This window comes from Streptococcus sanguinis (assembly GCF_050220005.1).
GTDB classification, from domain to species: Bacteria; Bacillota; Bacilli; order Lactobacillales; family Streptococcaceae; genus Streptococcus; species Streptococcus sanguinis_Z.
The window spans coordinates 1,664,617-1,682,208 of sequence record NZ_CP071413.1; the positions used below are offsets into that span (position 1 = coordinate 1,664,617).

Below are 17,592 nucleotides of genomic sequence, written 5' to 3' on the forward strand. Positions count from 1 at the left end.
TATTGATTAGTCAACAACAGTGAATCCCATAGAACGAGCAGTACCTTCAATCATACGCATTGCAGACTCGATGTTTGCAGCGTTCAAATCTGGCATCTTAGTTTCAGCAATTTCTTGTACTTGCGCACGAGTAACTGTTGCAACTTTCGTTTTGTTTGGCTCACCAGAACCTTTTTCAACACCTGCAGCTTTCTTCAAAAGAACAGCAGCTGGCGGAGTCTTAGTCACGAAAGTGAATGATTTGTCTTCGTATACTGAGATAACAACTGGAATAATCATACCAGCTTGATCAGCTGTACGAGCGTTGAACTCCTTAGTGAATCCCATGATGTTGATACCGGCTTGACCAAGCGCAGGACCAACTGGTGGAGCTGGAGTAGCTTTACCAGCAGGGATTTGCAATTTTACAAGTTTTTCGACCTTTTTAGCCATTTTTAAATCCTCCTTTGTGGTTTTGGCGGTAAATAAAGATTTTTACCTCCCACAAGTATGCTTTTCGCATACCTTTCTATTATACACTAAACTTTGTTAAATGCAAGGAATTTTATCTTCTTTTTTGAATTTTTTGTGGTAAAATAATCTTATGACACTATTAAAGATTGCTTCGATTTTATTTATCTTTTTAACTTTGATTTTAACCACTATTACAGTGCGAGTTTTTCAATTAAGAAAATACGGTTTAAACTTTGCGGACTTGGCTTTTCCGCTTTTTGTTGTGGAATTTTATATCATTTCAGACAAGGCCTACTATCATAGCTTGCTGCCCCAGCTTACATTAGTTCTCTCCGTTCTCGCTATCGCCATCACCATTTATTTTCTAAAGAAAAAACGGAGCTTCTACTATCCCAAGTTTTTCAAGTTCTTCTGGCGGGCTGGTTTTCTTCTGACCTTCTTCATGTACCTAGCCATGGTCATCGGACTCTTTTTGTAACAATGTAAAACAAACCCCATCGGTCATAAGATAGCCGATGGGGTTTCATATGCGGGACTTACAAGTCCTACTTCTATCGTGAAAGAAGAACCTACCGATGCTCCTAGTTTTATTCGTGAATCTCCAGAGGCAGGCCATCAGGATCAAAGAAGAAAGCCATCTTACGGCCGTCAAAGTCATCATAACGCAGCTCGGTATGAGGAATCTCCAAACGGTCAAATTCCTCCAGCGTTTCTTCGACATTTGTCACTCGGAAAGCCAGATGCCTCAGACCAGTATGCTCAGGATGCGGCAGGGCTGGCCGCTTGGGAGCTTCTTCCTTGATAAAAATTTCCAGAGTTAGATTTCCCTTGCGAACGTTAAAGAGAATGTCCTGCTTGTCTGGTCGATGGTGCTCATCCAGCTGCTCAAAGCCCAGCTTGTCCACATAAAACTCCCTGGTCTTGGCATAATCATGACCAATGATGGCGATATGGTGAATGGTGTCTAGTTTCATACCTTCTTTTCCTTTCCTTGGCAATGTTAAGTAGAGAAAATCTGCCGGCTGACTGCTGGCAGATTTATTTTTATCAAATGATTTTCTTCCTAGCAAACTCGTAAAAATAAAGATTAATTAGTCTGCAAAACCTTTCGAGGCTTGGTGCCTTCGGCTGGTCCGATAACGCCTGCCGCTTCAAGTTCTTCCATAAGACGAGTGGCTCGATTAAAGCCGACCGAGAGTCGCCGCTGAATCATAGAAGCGCTGGCTTTCTGAGTCTCGATAACCAAGGCCTTGGCTTCTTCAAAGAGCGGATCACCTTCATCGTCGCCACCGCCAGACTCCATATCACTTTCAGATACTTCACCAGGATCAAAGCTATCGTCATAGTCCGCTTCAGCTTGATTCTTGACAAAGGCTACGATTCGCTCCACATCTTCATCTGAGATAAAGGAGCCCTGCAAACGAACCGGATGGTTTTCATCAATAGGCTTAAAGAGCATGTCTCCTCGACCCAAGAGCTTTTCTGCTCCATTTTCATCCAGAATAGTCCGACTATCTGTCCCGCTGGATACAGCAAAGGCAATCCGAGAGGGCACATTGGCCTTAATCAGACCGGAGATAACATCTACTGATGGACGCTGGGTAGCCAGAATCATGTGAATCCCAGCTGCACGCGCTTTTTGTCCCAGACGAATAATGGCATCTTCCACTTCCTTGCTGGCCACCATCATAAGGTCAGCCAGCTCGTCCACGATGACGACGATTAAAGGCAGGGGCACCTGCTTGTATTCTGACTGAGCATTGTACTCGGCTACTTTAGCATTGTAGCCAGCAATGTTACGGGCACCGACCTTGGAGAAGAGTTCATAGCGGTTTTCCATCTCATCTACAACCTTCTGGAGTGCACGGCTAGCCTTGCGAGGATTGGTCACGACTGGGATAAGCAAGTGGGGAATGTCATTATAAACGGACAGCTCCACCATCTTAGGATCCACCATCATAAACTTGACTTCATCAGGTCTGGCTTTCATGAGAATGCTGGCAATAATACCGTTGACGGCCACAGATTTTCCAGAACCAGTAGAGCCCGCTACCAAGAGATGGGGCATCTTAGCCAAGTCAAAGGAGCGGACAGAGCCGTTGACAGCCTTCCCAAGTGGGATTTCTAGGAGCTTGCTGGCATCCGTCTTCGACTGTTCCCAGAGTTCTCGGAAAGTCACGGTCGCAACTTCAGAATTGGGTACTTCAATTCCGACAAGGGATTTTCCAGGAATCGGCGCTTCAATCCGTACATCCTTAGCAGCTAGGGCAAGAGCCAAATCGTCCGCCAGATTGGAAATCCTATTGACCCGAACTCCAACTGCTGGCTTGACCTCGTACTTAGTGACGGAAGGTCCGATTTCAGCCCTCTCAACAGCAGCCTTTATCCCAAAACTAGCAAAGGTCTCTTCCAAAATCTTAATATTATCTCGGACAATGCGTTTTTCTTTGGACTGGTTTTTAGGCTTGTCGGGCGCAAAGAGATTGATGGTCGGCAGCTTGTAGTCCAGACTTTCCTTGGCGGTAAAGTCCACTTCAACGTCTACATCTGCCTCCTCCGTCTCTTCTTCGCGACCAAAGTCCAGAGGCTCATGAGGATCATACTCTCCCACTTCCTCATAGTCTGCCTCGTCAAAGTCCACAGCTGTATTTGACAAGTCCTCGTCATCTAAAATCTCTCCTGTTTCAGGATCGACTTCAGCTTCCTCTTGCTCTACTTCAATGGCTTGCATAGCTGCCTGTGCAGCTTTCTCTTCCTGCTCCAGGAAACGGAGCTGACGCTTTTCTTCCTGCTTTTCTCTCCAATTTTGAAAGGCTGCCATAGCCTTTTCTGAAATGTCATAGATAGACCAAGGGCTCATAAGCAGACCGCCCAAAAGAATGAGCAGCAGACCGAAGAAATAAGAACCGATATTTGAAAAAAGGAAAGAGATAGGCGCGTAAAGGAGAGAACCTAGCAGGCCACCACCCGCGAAGGAGCTGACCTTAAAGGCTGTCAGATCAGTCAAAACCCTGCCTAGAGTTGTGGATAAGACAGCTGCTCCCTCTAGCTTCAACACACTGACAAAATAAGCTTGGAAAATTAACTCCAGTCCCAAAAAAAGGCTGATAAATCCTGAAAGTGTCCCCTCGTGCTTGTGCAGCCACTTGAAAAAAAAGAGATAGCCAAAGCTGGCCAGAATAGCCAGATAAGCCAAGCTTCCCACCAAGAGGCGAATCATATTATAAATGGTAACCCCAAAGGCGCCCAGCTTTATAGCTGCAAACAAAAGAATAAGAGCCAGCACAAAGGTGGCAATCATTCTCTTTATTGCTTTTTGTCTTTCTAATTCTGCTTTTGTCGGCCGGCGAGTTGTCCGGCCTTTTTTCGTGTTTTTCTTAGTTGCCATAACCCTTATTATACCATATTTGAGCCATAGATGAGAAATCTTTTATCTAGATCAGAAACAAAAAACTTATTTATCCACGCAAAAAGAACTGGACTAACCAGTTCTCATTTCACTATCACAAAATTCTTATTAAGCCTCTGGCATAACCGCCCAGGCAATCAAGTAAGCCAAGACACCCGTACCTGCTGCACAGACCAAAAGAATCCAAATAACACGGACCAAGGTTGGATCTAAATCAAAGTAGTTTGCGATACCAGCACATACACCAGCGATTTTCTTGTTTTTGACATCTCTTGTCAGTCTTTTCTCCATGGAAAACACTCCTTATTATTTTTACACTGTTTATTTTACCATAACATTTCTCTGTGCACAAGTTCGCCTGCTATTAAACTCTCTCTTTCGATAAAATTTAATTACATCAAGATAAATTTGTTCACTCTACCATACTTTTAACAAGTCCCAGCAAAACTTTTGTTCTTGTGTTAGAATAAAAGGAAATTCTAATTAATTAACAGTAAAAACATATCAGGAGGAAGATAATGCGAGCCGGAGTCATTCTTCACAATCCCCAAACCAAGCAATTACTGCTCATCCACCGCTGGAAAAATGGAGAAGAGTATTTTGTGATACCTGGCGGCGAAGCCGATTCAGGTGAGACTGCAGTCCAAGCAGCTCAGCGAGAAATTCAGGAAGAACTGGGTTGGAGCTTGTCTGAAAAGCAGCTGCAGCCAGCCTTTACTTTCAGAAATGGCCAACGCTTAGAAACCTATTTTCATGCAACTATCAGCCATACATCAGCCCCAATGATTCAGGGTGAGGAAGCCCTTCGCAGTCATGCCCAGAATGTCTATCAACCTGAATGGTTAGACATAGAAGCAATTTGCGGCCTAAACTTACGGCCAGCAGGACTTAAAAATCTGCTCCTGGATTGTCTGACACAGGAGGGTTTGAAAAACTAGCTTAATTGTAGTAAAATATCAGTAGTTTACAATCTAATGTGAGAAAGGTTTTATATGAAAAAAATTCTTCTTATCAGTCTCTTATCAGGACTTGTCTTGGCTGGCTGCTCTGGTAAAGGTAAGAAAGAGGAGACTACTAGCTCCTCCAACTCATCCAGCAGTTCCTCTCTAGTGAGCTCTAGCTCTGATCCAGAGGAAACCAGCAAACTCCGTGAGCAATTCAAGGATGCCATGACCAACGAAAATGCCAATTTTCCGCAGCTATCTACAGAAGTTGCTGAAGATGAAGCGGAAGTCAAGTTGATAACGACTGAAGGCGATATCCGCATCAAGCTCTTTCCAAAACAAGCTCCACTGGCTGTCGAAAACTTCCTGACCCATGCCAAGGAAGGCTACTATGATGGCGTTTTATTCCACCGTGTTATCAATGAATTTATGATTCAGACCGGAGACCCTAAAGGTGACGGCACTGGAGGCGAGTCTATCTGGAAGGGAAAAGACAAGTCTAAAGACTCTGGAAACGGCTTTAAAAATGAGTATTCTCCATATCTCTATAATATTCGTGGTGCCCTATCCATGGCTAATGCAGGCCCTGGTACCAATGGCAGTCAGTTCTTCATTAATCAAAGCAAGAAAGACTTGTCTAGCCAAATGTCTACGGATTCTTTCCCAGCTAAGATCATCGAAGCCTATAAAAACGGTGGAAATCCTACTTTAGATGGCGGAGCTTATACCGTATTCGGCCAAGTGCTGGAAGGGATGGATGTGGTGGACAAAATCGCTGCTGCAGAAACAGACGACAACGACAAGCCTAAAAAAGATATCAAGATTGAAAAAATCGAGATTATCAAGGACTATGACTTCAGCAAATAAGCTGACCGCCCAACCAATAAAGGAGGGAAATCAATATGATTATCTGGGGATATAAAGGTTATCAGAAAAACGTAGGACAGACCCAAAGCAATATCGAGTGTGCCAACTGCCACAATGTTGCACCTTGGGACATTATTGAAACCGGTCGAAAGTTTACACTCTATTGGATTCCAACCTTTCCTTACGGTAGAAAACATTACCTCACCTGCCCAGTCTGCCAGCACGGCAAGCAGATTGAAAAGCAGGAAATCGAGCAGTTTTTGAATTATTAGTATTAAAAAGCGACTGAGACAAATCTTGTATCAGTCGTTTTTTGTAAGAGTAAACTATGAAGACTAGTTATCTTATCGTGTGAGGATTTTTAAGAATAAAACACTGTCACCTCGATAAAAAAGGAATTGCCTTCTTCATTAATTCTCACATAACTGTTCCTATTTCCATAAATCATTTAGCATGACGCCCCCTTTTGTTCTGTTTGCGATAAACGGCTGAGCGCAAACCTGTTTTACGACGTAGCTCAGCTCTTTTTTTCTTTCTTCTGACATAAAGAAGAAGCAAAATAAAGATCAGCACAAGAAGAATAATAGCTATACAAATCCAAGGAATCACATCTGTCCTCTTCTTACTTGATTTAGAAATGTTCTTCTCATTTGGAACTCGGTGACCTCTAACTAACAAGCGGTGACTATTTATCCCATAAGGGGTACAGGTAACCAGTGTGCAATAATCCTGATCTGGGTCAATGGCCAAAGAAGAAATATCTTCAGGCTCAACTGTCAAGGTCTGATCCACTTGATAGGTGATAGTCTTTCCCAGGACATGGATCATAAACCGATCTCCATTTTTTAATTTGTCAATATCTGTAAACAGTTTGGCTGAAGGCAAACCTCGGTGACCTGATATGACTGAGTGGGTCCCTTGACCGCCAACTGGCAGTGAACTTCCTGGAATATGCCCAATTGCTACTTGCAAAATAGCATCATCTGTCCCATGGTAAATGGGCAGGTTGGTTCCTAGTTTAGGAATTTCCACATAAGCCATAATGCCAGTCCCTGTAACATCTAATAGGCTATTGTAGGTCCTTTTTTCTTCCTCTGACAGACGATAGTTAGGAACAACTCCTTTTTCAAGGGTTTGATTATAGACCTCTGCAGCCGCTCTCATCTCATCTGCTTTACTCGTGTCTAGCTTTTCTACTTTATTCTCATAATTTGAAATAGCTTGCGACTGATGATAAGAGTTCCAAAGTTCACTTACAGTAGGGTAGAGTAACAATCCTATCCCACTAACTAAAAATAAAATTAGCAAAAAATTAATAAGGTGTTTTTTCATAATATTTATTCAGTCGCATAAGAAAGGAAAAGAGATAGTATACTTCATCTACCTCTTTCTCCCTAAGATTACCTAGAGTCAGCGCGTTTCTTGATAATAAATAGAACTCCAGCACCAAGAACTAGACTTGTTCCGATTAGGTAAAGAATGGTTGTTCCGATTCCACCTGTGTTTGGCAGAAGAGCACCTTGCTTATTGACCACTTTCAGGGTGATAATACCAGTATTGACATCGGTCTCAAATGTCGCGTTTGCTGAAGTTGCTGTCAGATTTGTCAAGTCTCCTGTGGAGTCGATTGTTCCTGAAATGGTAAACTCGATATCTTTCATAGCATTGTAGCCTGATGGAACTGTACTTTCTACAAGCTTGTAGTCACCCGAATCCAGCCCCTTAAAATCAAAAGTGCTGTTTGAGTCAGCTTCAAACTTTTTAATCTCAGTGTATTGGTTATTGACTTTCTTATAAAGGGTGAAACCCGCACCAGCTAAGGCTTGTTGATTTTCTTTGACCTTATTTACTTTCAGCTGGTATGTATAGACATTTGCCTTGGTATCAGGAGTTTCAGCAGTTGTTGATGTAAAACCATTAGGATCATTTGAATAAGTAAGTCTAGCTATATTAGGATTTCCTAGACCACCCATAACAGCATCATCGTTTAATCTTGCAGTGTAGCGAATGACAATCTTACTAGAAACTTTTACGTCTTGAACATATTTAAGATCACCTGGAGTTATCGTAATGACATTGCCTGTATAGGAAATTGGGAAAAATGTTGAAATGTCTTTTTCCGTTCCCCCTTCTTGCAGATAAACTTGAGCATCATTATTATAAGTCATTCCAGCAGGAATTGTATCCTTGATTGTAAATTCATATCGCGTAAAATCAGCATAGTTACTTGGAAGAGTTGCGGTGATTTGGAAAAGAATGTTTTGTCCGATTCTATAGTCAGTCGCTGCAGTATAATTTTGAGAGCCATTAGCTCGAACTTGTTTTGTAAGAGTTGGAACATCTGCTTTCACGGCTACAGTTGTATCCTTGGCCACTTGCAGCATAAAGCTAGTATAGGCATGGCCTTTTTTATTATCTAATGATCCCCTACTGTCCTTAATAAGATAGTAACCAGGTTTTAGCCCTGAAATGGTTGTCGTACCTTGTTGGGATTGAACGGTTGTTACACCTGCACTTGATAAATATTGATTCAATTCTTGGGCAAAAGCTTTGACCTCCGCAGAGTCATTTTGCTTACCACTTAAAGAAGCTGCTTTATCAGAAGCATTTCCAAAATGAGTTCTACCTGCTTCTGTAACCCCAGGAGCCCACTCGATATTGGTTAAGGTGTTGCTAGTATCTAAAGTCCCTGAAAAGATATAGTAGACTTCATAGTAATGTCCCTCTGAAGTTCCACTTAACTGGATAGTGTAAGTTGTATCAGCTGATACGACCGGTAGCCCTGCAAAAGTCAGGATAAAGACCAAGACGGTCATCAATAGTTGTTTTATTTTTTTCATTTTAATCTCCTTTGAGGAGGGAGATGAATTAAACGTTCATCACTTCCTCTAGTTCTCCTTTTATTTTGTTGAAACACGTTTTTTGACTACAAAGAGCACGCCTGCTCCAAGCACAAGACTTGTGCCGACTAGGTAAAGAATGGTTGTTCCAATTCCACCTGTGTTTGGCAGAAGGGCTCCTTGCTTATTGACCACTTTCAGGGTGATAATACCAGTATTGACATCGGTCTCAAATGTCGCGTTTGCTGAAGTTGCTGTCAGGTTTGTCAAAGCTCCTGTGGAGTCGATTGTTCCTGAAATAGTAAACTCGATATCTTTCATAGCATTGTATCCTGCAGGAACTGTACTTTCAACCAGCTTGTAGTCACCAGAATCAAGCCCCTTAAAATCAAAAGTGGTCTCAGAGCCAGCTTCAAACTTCTTGATTTCAGTGTATTGATTATTGACTTTCTTATAAAGAGTAAATCCTGCACCAGCTAGAGGGTCTTGATTTTCTTTGACCTTATTTACTTTTAGCTGGTAAGTGTAAACCTTGGCTTTACTATCAGGTGTTTTTGCTGTAGAATTAGAATTTTTTTCGTTTGGCTCGTTTAAGTAAGTCAAGCTCACTGTGTTTTCATTACCAGCTACCCCAGTGATAGCTTTATCTCCAAGCGTCGTACTGTAACGAATGATAAACTTACTTGAAGCTGTTATTGTTACATCGCTCAATCGTTCTAGATAGTAATTAACAATATTTAATCTAATGCCTTCACCTGCCTGATAGATGTAAGTGTTAAATTTACTTGTAACATCCGTCTCTATATTACCGTTTTTTAGAATAACCTGAGCATCGTAATTATAAGTCAACCCTGGCGGCATGATATCATCGATGACCAATTGATAGGAAGAATAGTCAGCATAGTTGCTCGGAAGAGTTGCTGTTAGCTCAAAGTAAACCTTGTCACCAATCGCATAGTCTGCCGCTGAAGAGTATGTATTGGAGTCACTTGCCTTAACCTTTTTAGTAATGGTTGGTGAACTTGATTTTATTGCTACATTAGTATCCTTTGAAACGAGTAGCATAAAACGAGTATAGCTTTCTCCTTCTTTACCAGCCAACGAATTATATCTGTCTCTAATCAAGTAGTAACCCGGCTCTAAGCCAGAAATAGTTGTTGTTCCGTCTTCACTAGAAACTACCTTAGTAGGTCCGTACGTTAAGTATTGAATGATGTCTTTTGCAAAGGTCTTTGCTTCTTCAGAGTCATTAGCTTTACCACTGAGACTGGCAGCTTTCGCACTTGCTGTCCCCATGTAGAATTCAATATTCGCCTGATTAACTGCTGAGCCCCACTCGATATTGGTTAAGGTGTTACTAGCATCTAAAGACCCTGAAAAAATCTGATAAACATCGTAAGTATGACCAGCTGTCGTTCCAGTCAGTTGGATAGTGTAGGTCGTTGTATCAGCTGATGCGGCCGGCAGACCTGCAAAAGTCAGGAAAAAGACCAGTATGGTCATCAATAGTTGTTTTAATTTTTTCATTATAATCTCCTTTTAAGGAAGAGACTGATTTCCCGTTCAGTTCTTCTGATTTTATCCTATTTTTTATTCACTCTTTTCTTTAACATCCATAAGATTCCTGCACCTAGCACAAGCCCTGTACCACTCAGGTAAAGGATAGTCGTTCCGATTCCACCTGTGTTTGGCAGAAGAGCTCCTTTTTTATTGACAATTTTCGTAGTAAAAATTCCATTTGTCAATTCATAAGTAAAAGTTGCTCTGTCCGAAGTTGCTTGAATAGCAGTTCGAGTAATTGGCAATGTCGGATCGTAGGTTGCTCGTAGCCTAAACTCAATATCCTTCATGGTGTTGTAGCCTTTTGGAGTGATTGTTTCTACTAGTTTATAATCTCCAGATCCCAGTCCTTTAAATCCTGAGAAATTACTTCTTTTGTATTCTTGTGTAGATCCAACCTTTACATACTGATCGTTTACTTTTTTATAAAGAGTAAACTCTGCTCCTGGAAGAGCTCCTCCCCTTTCATCCACCTTATAGACATTAAGTTGGTAGGTATGGATCTGAACTTTGCTTTGGGGCGTTGTCCCGATTGATTTTGCTAAAGCTGTATTGGGGTTATTAGAAAAGCTTAGACTAGCCACATTCATATTAGTATTGGCACTGGCATGTGTTGTTGCGTATTGATTAAGTTGAGCAGTGTAGCGAACCACAATCTTACTAGAAGCATCTACATTTGGCACCTGTCTCAAATTATTAATTGCTATGGTTAAATTACGAGACGATTCTACAGAAATATTAAAATGGTCAGTTATCAAGCTTTCTTCATCACCGCGTTTTAGATAAACTTGCACATCATTATTATAAGTCAAACCAGGCATTAAACTATCATTAAAAGATAGCTCATACTCAGAATAATCATCCAAGTTCCTTGGAAGTGTCGCTGTCAGTTGGAATGGAACCATGTCACCGATGGAATAATCCGTTATAGTCGTTTCCTCTCCCGTCGTACTTGACTTGGTGACCTTAGTAAGACTAGGAACATCAGACTTGATTGCTACTGTCGTATCTCTTGCCACCTGCAGCATAAAACGAGTGTATGTCTCATTTTTTTTGTATAAAGTATTATTTACTTCCTTAATCAAATAGTAGCCTGGAGCCAAGCCAGAAATAGTCGTTGTCCCATTTTGGCCTGATACTGTTTTTCGTCCACCGCCAGATAAGTATTTTGAAATTTCCTGAGCAAATTCTCTTGCTTCTTGCGAATCATCCCCTTTAGCACTTAAAGAGGCTGCTTTATCAGCCGCGTCTCCAAATCTTCTTTTACCTGAATCCCAAATTCCCGGAGCCCATCTAATATTGGTAAGAGTATTCGTGGCTGGGTCGAGGTCTCCAAGAAAAATCGGATGAGCTTCGTAAGTATGGCCTGTTGATGTACCAGTCAGCTGAATGGTATAGGTCGTGTCTGCTGATACGACCGGAAGGCTGGAAAAAGCCAAGACAAAGACCAAGACCGCCATGACCAGCTGTTTTATCTTTTTCATTATAATCTCCTAATTTTTTCTTCACTCAAGCTTGATCTTCGAGGTATCCCATTCCTCTTCAAAGCTTTCGTGATTTCCTATCTTTTTCTTTATTGAAATTTTCTATATCGTTCATTTCGGACAATCAGCCAAAGAGCTGAGCCCAATGTAATGACAGAGCCACCCCAGAGGTATAAGATGGTTCCATTCCCACCTGTTTCTGGAAGGACATATTTTTTTATAGCTGTCGGATTGCTCGTCCTATTTGTTTCTAATGTAAACAGATCTGTCGATACTTGAGCTGAGCTTTGAAGAATTTGCCCATCTACATCCTGATTCACTCGGACTTTGAAGGACACTTCTACTGTCTCCTCTGGTGCCACCCTTCTTCTCCAAGTTAATCTTCTATTAGAAAAGTCATCATATACGGTTGAACCATTGACATAGTCCGTGTGTTTAGGGAGTTCATCTGCAATAGTGACATCCAACTCCCTGTCACTGGTATTCTTGTAGATGATTTTATAGGTTAGAACATCATTGGCCTTGACTTCTTGGTTATCAATATTTTCATTATTTTTATTGAAGACTTCTTTTCTTGGCTTTTCGTATTCTTGAAAATTCCATATTCCAGTGAAAAGTACATCTTGATTTTGAATAGTGTCAGATTCTTTATCATAGTTTTGGAAAACCCAATTTCCTTCTGAAGTACTGACTAGTCTTTTATTCCCTTTGGGGGAATCCGGTGTAACCGTCGAACCATTTTCTAGGTCATGTTGATCTTGCGGTAGCACATTCAAAACTTCTTGAGGAAGAGATTTATCTTGCGTTCCACTTTCAAATTGGTAACTTTTCTTGTAGAGAACATTAGTTGTAACGATTTCTGATGAAACAGGGATATTATCAATTTCTTGTGTGACCCTATTTTCAATAGGCGCTCTATTTTGTAAAATATTATCGTTTGTTTTTGTCTTGTATATAAGAGTAAATTCTTTTCCAGCATTGCTACTGGTCAGGTGCTTGGCATTGATTGCCACCGTTACCTTTTGTCCATCTCTGGCCAGTGTATAGTCAGCACCTTGGGTCAACGTTCGACCGTCCAATTGAAGGGTCAAGCTCTGAAAATCCAAACGATTGTCCAAAGTTTCAATCATCTGCATTGAAGATAGAGATCCAATGACGTCCTTACCAGGGGTTGGCATAGTAAATTTGGCTGTATAATTGAGAGATTCTCCGGCAAGGGCAGGAAGCTTATCCTTTGAAGCCTGCTTCACTGGTGCCTTTGGAGCCTCTGTATAAAAGCCAAACAAACCGCCACTACCTGCCGTCGTTGTAAATTCAAATCGAACGGCGTTAGTTTCAGAACGAACCGCAAATCCTGAAACATTGTGTTCATCACTATCTCCCTGCGTACTCCTTGTAGGGCGCCATGTCGTTTTATTGTCTACTAGAGTTTCATTAAGGGCATAGGAAGTGTTTTTTACGATTTTATTTAAAGCTATATCTTTATCATATATTGAAAAGTTTTCTTCTCGACCGAGTGCATTGTAGACCACATCAATATCAGACGGCAACATGACCATTTTTAGATCTGTGGGCGTTCCGTCCTGATATCTCAATTCTGCAGTGACATTCGTATCCAGAGCAAAGCTTCCATGCATATCATGAGTAAGAGTTGGATGCGGTGGCCAAATATAGTCCATAATCTGGATGGATTTGCTTCCCCAGTTTTCATCCACTGTCAGAAAGGGAACAAGCGTCTTGTTTGGATCCTGGTAATCTGTATTTCTCTGAACCAGATAAGTGTCTATACTGTGAAAGGTCACATAAACATCAACAGCCTTGCCATTAACAATACCTGCATTGTTAAACCGCAATTGAATGGGGCTATTAAAGGTTTGCTGAGTTTGGTTTTTATCTACTCTTAGCGAGAAGACCGTACTTTCTTTCCAATTTCCATTAGCTGGGATAAAATCCCTTTCAACCGAGGCGCCTTGACTTAGGACCTCCATATTATCCTGAGTCAGGGTAAACTGATAAATATCAAGCGTTGATAGATTCGTGCTTTCAGTAAGCTCCGTAACAGCATAGACTGCTGAAGAAAAGAGCACAAAAATAAAAGTCAACCCAAAAAGAAATGACTTAACATATTTTTTCATAAGGTATTTCATAATAATTTCCATTTAGTCTTCAAAAAAAGAACTGCTTATGGATATACTAGCAGTTCTTTACATATTTGTCAAGGTGTCTAAATAAAATTGAGCACCTTTTAGACTTGAAATTTCTCTTGATTGTCAACTTTCAATTTGATTAAAAACAATGCTCTTAAGTCAACTGGTTAAAATCCCAGATCTGGTCCATCCAGCCTTCATAGAAATCAGGCTCGTGGCAGACCATGAGAATGCTGCCCTTGTATTCTTTCAGAGCTCGTTTAAGCTCCTCCTTGGCATCGACATCCAGGTGGTTGGTCGGCTCGTCCAGCACTAGAACATTATTTTCTCGGTTCATGAGGAGACAAAGTCGAACCTTGGCCTGCTCTCCACCCGAAAGGACCTGTATCTGGCTCTCAATGTGCTTGGAAGTCAGGCCACATCTGGCCAGAGCTGCTCGGACTTCTGCCTGATTAAGAGCCGGAAAGGCATTCCATACTGCTTCCAGCGGTGTCTGACGATTGCCGCCCTCTACTTCCTGCTCGAAATAGCCCAGCTCTAGGTAGTCCCCACGCTCGACCTGACCTGCGATAGCCGGGATAATCCCCAGCAAACTCTTGAGCAGGGTTGTTTTTCCAATTCCATTTGCCCCGATGATAGCCACCTTCTGATTGCGCTCAAAGGTCAGGTTAAGGGGCTGGGTTAGCGGTCGGTCGTAGCCAATCTGCAAATCCTTGGCTTGGAAGATAAAGCGGCCAGGTGTTCGGGCAGGCTTGAAGTCAAATGAAGGCTTAGGCTTCTCACTCTGCAGCTCAATAATGTCCATCTTATCCAGCTTTTTCTGACGTGACATAGCCATATTACGGGTCGCCACGCGGGCTTTGTTGCGAGCCACAAAGTCCTTGAGGTCCGCAATTTCCTTCTGCTGGCGCTCGTAAGCCGCTTCAAGTTGAGATTTTTTCATCTCATAGACTTCTAAGAATTGATAATAATCCCCAGAATATCGGGTCAAGTGCTGATTTTCTACATGGTAGACGATATTGATGACGTCATTCAGGAAAGGAATATCATGCGAGATCAGAACAAAGGCATTTTCATAGTTCTGTAGATAACGCTTGAGCCAGTCAATGTGCTCAGCATCCAGATAGTTGGTTGGCTCGTCCAAAAGCAGGATATCCGGTTTTTCCAGAAGCAGCTTAGCCAAGAGAACCTTGGTCCGCTGCCCACCAGACAGCTCTGTCACATCACTCTCCATACCGTAGTCCATAACACCTAGTGCCCGTGCGACCTCGTCAATTTTGGCATCTAGCGTATAGAAATCCCGGCTCTCCAAGCGGTCCTGCAGTTCTCCCACTTCTTCCATCAGAGCATCAACGTCCGCTCCTTCCTCAGCCATGCTCATATAGATTTCATTGATACGAGCCTCGGTCTTGAAAAGCTCGTCAAAGGCCGTACGCAAAACATCGCGGACAGACTGGCCTTGCTCCAAAACAGCATGCTGGTCCAGATAGCCAGCCGTCACATACTTGGACCACTCGACCTTACCTTCGTCTGGCAGCATTTTACCCGTCACAATGCTCATAAAGGTTGATTTCCCCTCACCATTGGCACCGACCAGGCCGATATGCTCACCCTTGAGCAGGCGGAAGGATACATCCTCAAAAATAGCCCGGTCTCCGAAACCGTGGCTGAGATTTTTTACTTCTAAGATACTCATTTTTTCTCCTCTATCATTGATTGCAGTTCCTTGATTATACCATCAAAAGGGATTTTTTGGCAAGACAGAAGAAAAGGAAAAGCGAGCCACTTAAGTCTCGTTTGCTTGTTTTCAATTCACATGATGCGTATGCTTGGTAATCCACTGGGTCAGTTTGATTTTCAGCCAAAAGCCATAAATACCAAAGGTAACAATGGTCAGGAGCCACCACTTGATCCAATTCCCAAAAAGCTGCATGGCAGTACCATCAAAATAAAGACGGTGCCCGTTAATAACTGTATGTTTTATCTTCCAATTATACAGAATACACATGCCCCAAGGTGCACAAATTCCTAGCGTAAATACTGTAATCAAGGTAGCTAAAATCACATGACCGATGTAAGAAAAGAGACCACCATCAAAATAAGACTCTTTATACATACTATCTCCCCCTTTAAACCAACTCTTTCAGAAATTGAATCAGGGTTTCTGCAGAGCGTTTACCAGCTTCAAGAATGAATTCATCAAAAGTGACATTGGCATCATGGCTAGCTGTGTCGCTCATGGCGCGAATAACCATAAAAGGCAGGCCAATCGAGTGAGTAGCCTGGGCAATAGCTGCCCCTTCCATCTCAACAGCCAAGACATCTGGAAAATGCTCCTTGATGCGGTCAATCTTGTCTTGACCAGCAACAAAGCTGTCACCTGTCGCAATCAAACCTACTCTAGCCTTCTGATGAGTCTTGTCTAAAATTTTCTTCATTTCAGCAACCAGATAGCGACTCGCTTCAAAATAGAGTGGCTGTCGTGCCATCTGACCGTATTCATAGCCAAAGGCTGTTACGTCCACATCATGGTAGACCAGACGATCTGCGACCACCACATCGCCGATAGCCAAACCTTCTGCCACTGCTCCAGCTGAGCCTGTATTAATCACAGCTGTAACCTTGAAATCATTGACCAGAACAGTCACACTCATAGCGGACATAACCTTGCCAATCCCGCTTTCGACTAACACCACTTCATGGTAGCCGATGGAGCCCGTATGATAGACATGGCCCAAACGTAGGTGCTTCTGCGGGTTTTCTAAATGCTCCAGCAGAATCTTCAACTCTTCGGGCATTGCTGCGATAATTCCAATTTTCATATAATACCTCAAATCATCTGATGAAAAAGAAGCTTAGACAGGCTAGGCTTCCTTTTAAGTGCAATAGAGCAGGTTTTTAAGGCCACCAAATAATAGCAGCAATCAAACCAATCAGCAGGATAACTACCCAAAGGAGAATCTTATTGAGTTTGGCTTGAAAGAGGCTCCGCTTTTGGTTTTCAATCCGACGGCTCTTAGTCACGGTCGGATCTACCTCAATGTGGAGAGTCTCATCCGTAAACTCCTCTTGGTTTTGAGCAGTCTGATATCCAAAACGACTCTGATTCTGTTGAGACCGAGCTTCTTCATAACCAAAGCGGTTTTGAGGGCTTTGATAACCAAACTGAGTATCCTGTCGTCTAGACTGCTGCGAGCTAAAGGAGCTTCCGCCAGTTGAAAGAATCTTGGTTTCCTCGTCATCCATGAGAGGCGGCCCCGAAATATCCTCACCGCGGTTGGCCCGCTCAATGATTTCATCTGTTAATAAAGCTTTTCCCATTGATCTACGTTCCTATTTATTCAGATTTTTTTGTTGCCAGTACTGAAGGGCCATGATGGTCTTGGCATCGCAGATGTCACCGTTTTGCAGCAACTGATGCGCCTCCTCCAGACTGACTTCAAAAAGTTCCAATGTTTCATCCTCGTCTTGGGGACGAGGGTTTTCGACCTTTGCCAAATGACTGGCGCTGTAGAGCTTGATTTTCTCATTGCAAAAACCGATGGCAGAGTAGAAATCATAGACCAACTCCAGCTGTCCTGTGTAGCCGGTCTCTTCTTCTAATTCTCGGAGGGCAGCCGCTTGGGGATCTGCATTCTCTCCTAGCTCAAGCTTGCCAGCTGGAATCTCGTAAGAAGTCGCTTCAATCGCCTTGCGGTACTGCTTGACTAAAATCATCTTATTTTCTGGAGTGATAGCAATCACAGCCACCGCCCCATTATGAAAAATCAAATCCCGTTGAGCTTGGCCTTTGCCATCTGGCAGCTCTACCCGGTCCTGAACCACTTTAAAAATCGGTCCCTGATAAATCTCTGTCCGTTGGACGGTTTTTTCTTCAAATTCCATGAC

The 17,592-nt window shown here is 42.4% G+C and carries 18 protein-coding genes; 4 read left to right on the forward strand and 14 right to left on the reverse strand.

What is annotated here, in order from left to right:
• Positions 1 to 6: 6 nt before the first annotated feature.
• A complete protein-coding gene (gene rplK, locus J1C86_RS08095; RefSeq protein ID WP_002894851.1) occupies positions 7 to 432 on the reverse strand; it encodes a 50S ribosomal protein L11 in 426 nt (141 codons plus the stop codon).
• 151 nt (positions 433 to 583) lie between these two features.
• Between rplK and J1C86_RS08100 the strand changes: the two genes are divergently transcribed.
• Positions 584 to 931 carry a DUF3397 domain-containing protein gene (locus J1C86_RS08100; RefSeq protein ID WP_125405269.1) on the forward strand — a complete coding sequence of 116 codons (348 nt, stop codon included), beginning with the start codon at positions 584 to 586 and terminating at the stop codon, positions 929 to 931.
• Positions 932 to 1,040: 109 nt separating this feature from the next.
• Here the strand turns inward: J1C86_RS08100 and gloA2 are convergent, their stop codons facing one another.
• From gloA2 to J1C86_RS08115, 3 genes are all read right to left on the reverse strand, one after another.
• Positions 1,041 to 1,427, reverse strand: a complete 387-nt coding sequence (gene gloA2 / locus J1C86_RS08105; RefSeq protein ID WP_125408864.1) for an SMU1112c/YaeR family gloxylase I-like metalloprotein — start codon at positions 1,425 to 1,427, stop codon at positions 1,041 to 1,043.
• Positions 1,428 to 1,540: 113 nt separating this feature from the next.
• Positions 1,541 to 3,841, reverse strand: a complete 2,301-nt coding sequence (locus J1C86_RS08110) for a DNA translocase FtsK (RefSeq protein WP_125408865.1) — start codon at positions 3,839 to 3,841, stop codon at positions 1,541 to 1,543.
• Positions 3,842 to 3,970: 129 nt separating this feature from the next.
• A complete protein-coding gene (locus J1C86_RS08115) occupies positions 3,971 to 4,153 on the reverse strand; it encodes a PspC domain-containing protein (RefSeq protein ID WP_125405274.1) in 183 nt (60 codons plus the stop codon).
• 227 nt (positions 4,154 to 4,380) lie between these two features.
• Here J1C86_RS08115 and J1C86_RS08120 point away from each other — a divergent pair, with 227 nt between their 5' ends.
• Genes J1C86_RS08120 through J1C86_RS08130 form a run of 3 tightly spaced genes read left to right on the forward strand, consistent with a single transcriptional unit; the run spans position 4,381 to position 5,945 of the window.
• Positions 4,381 to 4,800: an NUDIX hydrolase gene (locus tag J1C86_RS08120; protein ID WP_002899875.1), complete on the forward strand. Its 420-nt coding sequence runs from the start codon at positions 4,381 to 4,383 to the stop codon at positions 4,798 to 4,800.
• Between the two features lie 54 nt (positions 4,801 to 4,854).
• Complete coding sequence (locus J1C86_RS08125; RefSeq protein WP_125405277.1) at positions 4,855 to 5,673, forward strand: peptidylprolyl isomerase; 819 nt, start codon at positions 4,855 to 4,857, stop codon at positions 5,671 to 5,673.
• Between the two features lie 35 nt (positions 5,674 to 5,708).
• Positions 5,709 to 5,945: a zinc-ribbon domain-containing protein gene (locus tag J1C86_RS08130; RefSeq protein WP_002897142.1), complete on the forward strand. Its 237-nt coding sequence runs from the start codon at positions 5,709 to 5,711 to the stop codon at positions 5,943 to 5,945.
• A 172-nt stretch (positions 5,946 to 6,117) separates the two neighbouring features.
• On the opposite strand, the gene J1C86_RS08135 is transcribed toward J1C86_RS08130, so the two are convergent.
• From J1C86_RS08135 to J1C86_RS08180, 10 genes are all read right to left on the reverse strand, one after another.
• Positions 6,118 to 7,005, reverse strand: coding sequence for a class C sortase (locus tag J1C86_RS08135; RefSeq protein ID WP_125405280.1), 888 nt, complete (start codon positions 7,003 to 7,005; stop codon positions 6,118 to 6,120).
• Between the two features lie 68 nt (positions 7,006 to 7,073).
• Positions 7,074 to 8,513: an isopeptide-forming domain-containing fimbrial protein gene (locus J1C86_RS08140; RefSeq protein ID WP_125408866.1), complete on the reverse strand. Its 1,440-nt coding sequence runs from the start codon at positions 8,511 to 8,513 to the stop codon at positions 7,074 to 7,076.
• 60 nt (positions 8,514 to 8,573) lie between these two features.
• The gene (locus J1C86_RS08145) at positions 8,574 to 10,040 is read right to left on the reverse strand and encodes an isopeptide-forming domain-containing fimbrial protein (RefSeq protein WP_125408867.1); all 1,467 of its coding nucleotides are present in this window, start codon (positions 10,038 to 10,040) and stop codon (positions 8,574 to 8,576) included.
• 56 nt (positions 10,041 to 10,096) lie between these two features.
• Positions 10,097 to 11,557, reverse strand: coding sequence for an isopeptide-forming domain-containing fimbrial protein (locus J1C86_RS08150; protein WP_125405289.1), 1,461 nt, complete (start codon positions 11,555 to 11,557; stop codon positions 10,097 to 10,099).
• A gap of 89 nt (positions 11,558 to 11,646) precedes the next feature.
• Complete coding sequence (locus J1C86_RS08155) at positions 11,647 to 13,692, reverse strand: Sgo0707 family adhesin (RefSeq protein WP_260468036.1); 2,046 nt, start codon at positions 13,690 to 13,692, stop codon at positions 11,647 to 11,649.
• 166 nt (positions 13,693 to 13,858) lie between these two features.
• Complete coding sequence (locus J1C86_RS08160) at positions 13,859 to 15,400, reverse strand: ABC-F family ATP-binding cassette domain-containing protein (RefSeq protein WP_125405295.1); 1,542 nt, start codon at positions 15,398 to 15,400, stop codon at positions 13,859 to 13,861.
• Between the two features lie 111 nt (positions 15,401 to 15,511).
• Entirely contained in the window at positions 15,512 to 15,820 is a 309-nt protein-coding gene (locus J1C86_RS08165; RefSeq protein ID WP_002906005.1) for a DUF898 family protein, read from the reverse strand.
• 13 nt (positions 15,821 to 15,833) lie between these two features.
• Entirely contained in the window at positions 15,834 to 16,526 is a 693-nt protein-coding gene (locus tag J1C86_RS08170; protein WP_125405298.1) for a 5'-methylthioadenosine/adenosylhomocysteine nucleosidase, read from the reverse strand.
• 76 nt (positions 16,527 to 16,602) lie between these two features.
• Entirely contained in the window at positions 16,603 to 17,025 is a 423-nt protein-coding gene (macP, locus tag J1C86_RS08175; protein ID WP_002897134.1) for a cell wall synthase accessory phosphoprotein MacP, read from the reverse strand.
• Positions 17,026 to 17,037: 12 nt separating this feature from the next.
• Positions 17,038 to 17,589: an NUDIX hydrolase gene (locus J1C86_RS08180; protein ID WP_125405301.1), complete on the reverse strand. Its 552-nt coding sequence runs from the start codon at positions 17,587 to 17,589 to the stop codon at positions 17,038 to 17,040.
• Positions 17,590 to 17,592 lie beyond the last annotated feature (3 nt).